Origin of the sequence: Nostoc sp. CCY0012, from assembly GCF_963920855.1 — a bacterium.
Lineage (GTDB): Bacteria > Cyanobacteriota > Cyanobacteriia > Cyanobacteriales > Nostocaceae > Cyanocohniella.
This window is the reverse complement of the sequence record NZ_CAWUDM010000011.1, coordinates 84,426-90,985: the sequence shown is the minus strand read 5'-3', so window position 1 is coordinate 90,985 and position 6,560 is coordinate 84,426. Positions and strand designations below refer to the sequence as shown.

The following is a 6,560-nucleotide window of genomic DNA, read 5'->3' as shown; positions in this document are numbered from 1 at the left end:
TGTTTTTTCAACTTGAGACTCCAAAAAGTTTTCTGCACCACTAAGCTCTCAGCCTAAAATACATTTGCTTTGGGCGATAACTGAACTAAAATTTCATCTTGATTACCAGCTGCAAACTTAGCAAAGCGTTCTGCTAATGAAGGAACCATTGCTAATGGACTGCTAAAACCTGTAAATACATGCACATTCTCAAATCCAGGTATAGTACCAATTAAAGGGAGACGAGTTTGAGTAAATTCTACTAAGCAATGATGCCATATTCCTGCTAAGTTACCCAAAGCTGGTAATACTTGAGCAATACTATTGCGTAACCACTTTTCACTTAATTCTGAGTTAACTTTGGCGTGAGGATCTGTCAGAATGCGGCTAATTTGACCCAAGCGTATACTACCATCGAGAAATTGAATTGCACCCGCATCTAAAACTGCTGATACAGTTTCATTACCCGGTTGATTCCACAATTCATCAACTTGAGTCGCTTGTGCTTCTAATTGCAACCTTTGCAAATTAGCTGGCATAACTAAGGTGTGTAATTGAATATCAGTGGGTAAAGTTTCAATTATTTCTGCATGGGTGAAATATACCTTCATAAAAATACCAGATGATTGGAGTAACTGGCGGCTGAGTCCACCAGCGCAAATGACAGTGTTAGCCGCATGATAAGTTGCGGTTGTGGTTTTCACCCCTTGTTTAATTACTTCCAATACTTGGGTAATCTGCATTTCACCTCCCAGGCGCAAAAAAGCCTGAATGTAGGCTTGTGTAGTTTTTTCTGGATGAATATGACCATGTTTTACAGTTAAAGCACCTGCGATCGCCTGGGGATTTAACAATGGTTCTAACTCGCAAGCATCCTGTACACTAATTAACTGGGGTGGAATGCCAACATGAGCGTAAGATGCAGCCGTTGCATCTGGATCACCATTAGCAGCAATAGTTAGTAATAAATCTAACTCTCGAAACTGTGTATCAGCATCTAACTCTTGATCAAGGATACGGTAACGGGCGATCGCCTCTTCTAATAGTTTGCAAGTTAGCGGTGTACTTCCTGACCAATAAGCCAAGCCACCATAACTATAGCGAGTTGCATTCTGTGGTGTTGTCTCTTGCTCTAACAACAGTACACTAAACCCCGTTTTCCTTAGTTCATAGGCGAGTGCAGCACCTTTAATTCCGCCACCAACAACAATCCAATCATAAGTTTTCATACTTTAAATTAAGTTATAGGACTCCTATTTAATTACTGTTGGCGTAGCCTGCGCTATGCGCTTAAAAACTCTGTATACTCAAAAAATCTTCTTTTCTACTCCCTACTCCCCACTCCCAGCCTACACAAATAATTTTAGGAATCAAACCGGATTCCTATAGTGGTAATTGTTTTTTTCGGAGTGAGAATCTTTATTTTGGCAAAATATACAAGTTTGACACACAAACCATTTTAGTTAGGTACAAATCTCCAGAATTTTTTAGATTACGGAATATGCGTTATTAAATAATTTCTTTAATTTAGTATAAGTTATTTGTAGTTTTATGGTAATTCTTAACACAATAAAACAGGCGATCGCTTGATTTAATACTCAACTTAATAAGTAGCCCTAAATAGTAAATCCAGTGATTTTTGTTACCTCTATGTCCTCTATCTGGAAAAGGTTGGTAGGTCGGACTTACCTTTTTGACAACTTTTCATCGCGTCTTTGTAGTTCGTTTATTTAATTCTACAATGTATGTACAGACTAATTTTCATCTATTTTAAGGGATATAAAAGATCAAGATAGGCGATCGCCATCTTCATCTTATCTTCAGTATATGCGTTATTTTATGTCTTAAATTACACAAAAACTTTATACTTAACTACTATGTGCTGTGTAATACTGTATTTTTTGTAACCAATACTGTCGAAGAACCCACTGTATACTGACTAAACTGATATTTACGAATCGAGGGACTCTACCAAGTTTAAAACTTAGAGAGATAAATCAATGTATTATCAGATTTGGAATTTTTTCCTCAAAGAAGATAAATATCTGAGTTGGAAAGAAAAAGTAAAACTTCACAAAAGATTTGATAAATTAACATGGCAAAAAATTATCGATTTTTTGTCATTAGTAGAGCAAAGTTTTTCATTAAAAAATCAGTTAGGAGAAACTGAAAATCTGGAGCAATTTATCAAATTAGCAACAGAACATGGTTTTAGTTTGACTGAAGAAGAACTTGCATGGTTTCTTATTACCAGAAACCAAATTTGGGATCTTTTTGATTTGGCCCAAAAAAAACCTTTACTCAAAGAACAATTACTCACAGTTAAAAACCCCCAACAGTTCATCAAAATAGCCGCTTTGAATGGCTATTACTTTTCGGTAGACGAATTAGCTTGGCTATTAACTGAAATCAAAGCATCTCCCGAATTAGTATCCATTAACAACAGCGTTGGCGAGATTCTGACAGTATCAAATTACGGCAGAATCGAAACAGGGTATTGGATTTGGCTAGCAGAAGACTGGGGAATTGTGCCAGCGTTCTGCCATCGGCATCAGCCAGGTACTTTCCTCTCTCAATATATGCATAATCCGTTTTTACCTGATCGCTGTTTTTTACCAAAAAGCTACTTTAACCAACGCCTTGTCAGTCGGGTTTAATTGTAATATGATGTCCGCCAAATCGTTGATAATAAACAGCTTGTAGTAGGGACTTCAGTCCCTAAATCCAGGAATTTAGTCCTGACTACGAGCGAACATTTTTGATTAATTTTGATAACTGGGCATGATACAAACAGCAAAGCATCCTGACCGTTGAAGCTATATCTTCAAATCAGGATGCTTCACAATAAAAATTGTTGTGTGAGCAACAATTCTCTAACACCATGTGATTTTTAAGTTCAGGCTATCAACCCAGAGAAACTTTCAAACTACCGGGTTGACCAAGTTCACCTTGAAATACAACGCCTCGCTGATTGGCGTGTAAATGACGCAAAATCTTGTAAATGGCTTCAACTTGCTCAACCGCACCTGCTTTCTGGGCGACTTCTTCCAAAGAAAGAGCTGTTTTTTCTTTTTGTAATACAGCCACTACTCGTGATTGCAGGTCAAGAATGGCGGCGGCGGCTTTTTTACCAGCTTCTACCCCTGGTTGATGGTAGGCATTGATGTTAACTAAGCTAGCGTATAAACCAACAGCACGTTCATACAAAGCAATTAACGCCCCTACAGTTCGGGAATTAACTTGCGGAATAGTAACTGTAATAGAATCACGCTGATTTTCGTAAAGCGCTTGGCGAGTTCCTTGGAGAAAACCCGAAAGAAAATCGCCTGATGTCACTCCAGGTTCGATTTCCGGGGATGCGCCTTGACGATCTTCTAAAACTTCGATGAGAGTAGCAAAGAAATTGGGTACACCTTCACGTAACTGCTGGACGTAAGCGTGTTGGTCTGTGGAACCTTTGTTACCGTAAACAGCAATACCTTGATAGACAGTATTACCATCTAAGTCTTTTTCCTTACCCAAGGATTCCATAACTAGCTGTTGCAAATAGCGACTGAACAACAGCAAGCTGTCCTTGTAAGGTAGGACAACCATATCTTTTTCACCTTTGCCATTGCCAGAATAATACCAAGACAAGGCTAATAAAGCTGCTGGGTTATTTTTCAATTCTGGGACGCGGGTAGCATCATCCATTTCTTTAGCGCCATCTAGCATGGCACGCACATCAATGCCTTGTAATGCAGCAGGTACTAGCCCCACAGCAGACATTTCTGAGGTACGTCCTCCCACCCAGTCATACATGGGAAAACTGGCCAGCCACCCTTCCTTTTTCGCCACTTTATCGAGGTTGCTATCAACACTAGTAATTGCTACTGCATGTTGGGAAAAGTCCAAATTTTTAGCAACATAGGCTTTTTTGACTTCAATCATCCCATTGCGTGGTTCTGGTGTGCCTCCAGATTTGGAGATAACTAAAACCAAAGTGCTAGCCAGATTATCCTGCAACTGAATCAGAATGCGGTCAATACCCGCGGGGTCGGTGTTGTCGATAAAGTGAATGTTCAGCGGTGGAAAATCAGGAGAGAGGGCTTCAGCGACAAATTCAGGGCCTAAGGCCGAACCACCGATACCAATGGATATAACATCGGTAAAGCGACTGGCTTTAGCAGGATGAATAGCACCTGTGTGAACTTTTTCCGCAAAGGCTTCGATTTGTTCTAGAGTTTGGACAATTTCTTGGGTAAGTTCTGGAGTGGGTGCTAAATCAGGATTTCGCAGCCAGTAATGTCCAACCATGCGGTCTTCGTCGGGATTAGCGATCGCACCCTTTTCTAATTCCGCCATATCCGCAAACGCTTTGTCAAACTTCGGCCGCAACGACTCCACGAAAGCGTCATCAAAACCCATCCGACTTACGTCTAGGTAAAGTCCTAATCCCTCGTGGAAATATAACCAGTTTTGGTATCGTTGCCAAAGTGCCCTTGCATCCATAGGGAAATCTCTAGTAAAGTATTGCTTCAAAAACAAGTTTAATGTAAGGCTAGTCCCATCCCTGCCTAGCCTTATACAGTTTTAAGTGTTGGGTATTGGGCATTAGGCATGAGGGATGGCAGCAATCTAACACTCACCACTTAATTTAAACATCTGGCATGGGTATGACCCGTAAAAATTTGACAATCTCACCCCTAATTTCGATGCCAATCAGATAATTATCTATAGTAAACCGATGAAAAATGCCCTCAACATCCAGTCGTCGCAGGTCTGGGAGAGAATGTAGCAGACCATTTTCAGCAAATTCAAAAAAAACAAAATCATATACCCGCTGGTAGGCAGCTGGCTCTAAACTCTTAAGGTCTACTAAAAAAGACCGGGCATAGCGCACTTCCAGACTCACTAGGCATCACCTTACCGAAACTTTAGGGCCATTGACATTAGAAAAACATTAACATTCGCATCGCTTCTTCATGGGTTAAAATATCCCACGGTTGCTGTGATTGCTTGACTTGTTGTATTGCGTTCAACATGTAATAGTCACAATGCAAAGCATGAGTAGTTTCCCAAATACTTTGTAGTTCTTCATCGCCTAATTGCTCGATTAAGTGATGAATTCTAATTCTCAGCAAATTCATATAGCAATAATTCTTACCCAAAACACAAAAGTATTGTTCCCAAAAATTGACAACGGTTAACGGCGAGATATTATGATCCTGAAGCTGTGGGCGATGGGGGGACAAGGCGATGAGGGGACAAGGCGATGAGGGGACAAGGCGATGGGGGGATGAGGTGAAGTTTATTCTTAATGACTAATGATTAATGACTGAATATCTAATTTTTTTAGCAATTTCTACAGCAATTTTTGCTCTGTTTAGTTTAGGTCTTAACTTACAGTGGGGTTTTACAGGGTTAATTAACTTTGGTCATATTGCTTTTATGACTTTAGGGGCTTATACAACTGTGTTGTTAAGTTTACAGGGAATCCCCTTATTTATCTCCGCAGTCATGGGGGCAATAGTAGCCGCTTTGTTAGGCTTAATCATTGGTTTTGCTACTCTGCGCTTGCGAGAAGATTATTTGGCAATTGTCACTATTGGCGTGGGCGAACTCATTCGTTTAGTAGTGAATAATCAGGAATTGCCTGTGGGTGACACTTGGGTTTCTGGGGCATTTGGTGTTCAAAGTTACCCCATACCTTTAACCACAGCGCCTAATTTATTTTTCAGGCTGGTGATGATTGGATTGCTGACGCTGCTGGCTGCTATCACTTTCTGGGCATTGTGGCGATGGATTCGCGTTGCCCAAAAATCTCTGCGAATTGATACCAGTAAAAAAGTAAGTAGCAAGCAAGAACTCATTTCGCGCTTAAGCGTGGGTTTGATATTTGCCCTTTTGACCGCAGGGATTTATATTGCTGGGGTCATTGGCTTGTATAATTACAGCCCAAAAGCTGGTCTAATGCTGGTGTCGCTGTTGGTCTTGGGATTTGTCTTCTGGCGGTTGGAAATTTTAGTGCGATCGCCTTGGGGTCGGGTGCTAAAAGCTATTCGTGAAGATGAAGAAGTACCTAGAGCAATGGGTAAAAATGTATTTTGGTACAAAGTACAATCACTGATGCTTGGTGGTGCGATCGCAGGTGTGGCTGGGGCTTTCTTTGCTTGGCAACTGAGCGCTATTTACCCTGATAATTTCCAACCACAGCTGACTTTTGACGCGTGGATTATGGTGATTCTCGGTGGTTCTGGCAATAACATCGGCACTATTTTAGGCGCAGTGATTTTCTTTACCTACGATGCCCTGACTAGGGAATATTTACCGCGAATTTTTACCAACTTGTCTTCTGACCAATTGGGTGCATTTCGGATCATGATCATTGGTTTAATTTTGATGGTACTGATGATTTGGCGTCCTCAAGGTATCTTAGGGAAAAAAGAAGAACTCACTCTGAGTAAGTAACTCGGGACTGGGGGTAATGTAGTGACTAACAAGTTTAGATCATCATCAACGGCTAAAATAACTGTTTCCAATCACAGAAGGTAAACTCTAGCCCCCAGCCCCTAACCTCTAGCTTCTAATAATAAATTTTT

Annotated in this window: 6 protein-coding genes; 2 read left to right on the top strand and 4 right to left on the bottom strand. The window is 40.6% G+C overall.

The window, feature by feature from the left end; all coding sequences use genetic code 11:
• Positions 1 to 53: 53 nt before the first annotated feature.
• Positions 54 to 1,208: an NAD(P)/FAD-dependent oxidoreductase gene (locus ACM0OS_RS04950; RefSeq protein WP_414542050.1), complete on the bottom strand. Its 1,155-nt coding sequence runs from the start codon at positions 1,206 to 1,208 to the stop codon at positions 54 to 56.
• A gap of 771 nt (positions 1,209 to 1,979) precedes the next feature.
• Between ACM0OS_RS04950 and ACM0OS_RS04945 the strand changes: the two genes are divergently transcribed.
• The gene (locus tag ACM0OS_RS04945; RefSeq protein ID WP_414542049.1) at positions 1,980 to 2,636 is read left to right on the top strand and encodes a Nif11-like leader peptide family natural product precursor; all 657 of its coding nucleotides are present in this window, start codon (positions 1,980 to 1,982) and stop codon (positions 2,634 to 2,636) included.
• 247 nt (positions 2,637 to 2,883) lie between these two features.
• On the opposite strand, the gene ACM0OS_RS04940 is transcribed toward ACM0OS_RS04945, so the two are convergent.
• The 3 genes from ACM0OS_RS04940 to ACM0OS_RS04930 form a co-directional block, all read right to left on the bottom strand.
• Positions 2,884 to 4,470: a glucose-6-phosphate isomerase gene (locus tag ACM0OS_RS04940; protein ID WP_414542048.1), complete on the bottom strand. Its 1,587-nt coding sequence runs from the start codon at positions 4,468 to 4,470 to the stop codon at positions 2,884 to 2,886.
• A 145-nt stretch (positions 4,471 to 4,615) separates the two neighbouring features.
• The gene (locus ACM0OS_RS04935; protein WP_414542052.1) at positions 4,616 to 4,867 is read right to left on the bottom strand and encodes a cytotoxic translational repressor of toxin-antitoxin stability system; all 252 of its coding nucleotides are present in this window, start codon (positions 4,865 to 4,867) and stop codon (positions 4,616 to 4,618) included.
• A 43-nt stretch (positions 4,868 to 4,910) separates the two neighbouring features.
• Complete coding sequence (locus ACM0OS_RS04930; RefSeq protein ID WP_414542047.1) at positions 4,911 to 5,108, bottom strand: hypothetical protein; 198 nt, start codon at positions 5,106 to 5,108, stop codon at positions 4,911 to 4,913.
• A gap of 184 nt (positions 5,109 to 5,292) precedes the next feature.
• On the opposite strand from ACM0OS_RS04930, the gene ACM0OS_RS04925 reads away from it, so the two are divergent.
• A complete protein-coding gene (locus ACM0OS_RS04925; protein WP_414542046.1) occupies positions 5,293 to 6,429 on the top strand; it encodes a branched-chain amino acid ABC transporter permease in 1,137 nt (378 codons plus the stop codon).
• Positions 6,430 to 6,560 lie beyond the last annotated feature (131 nt).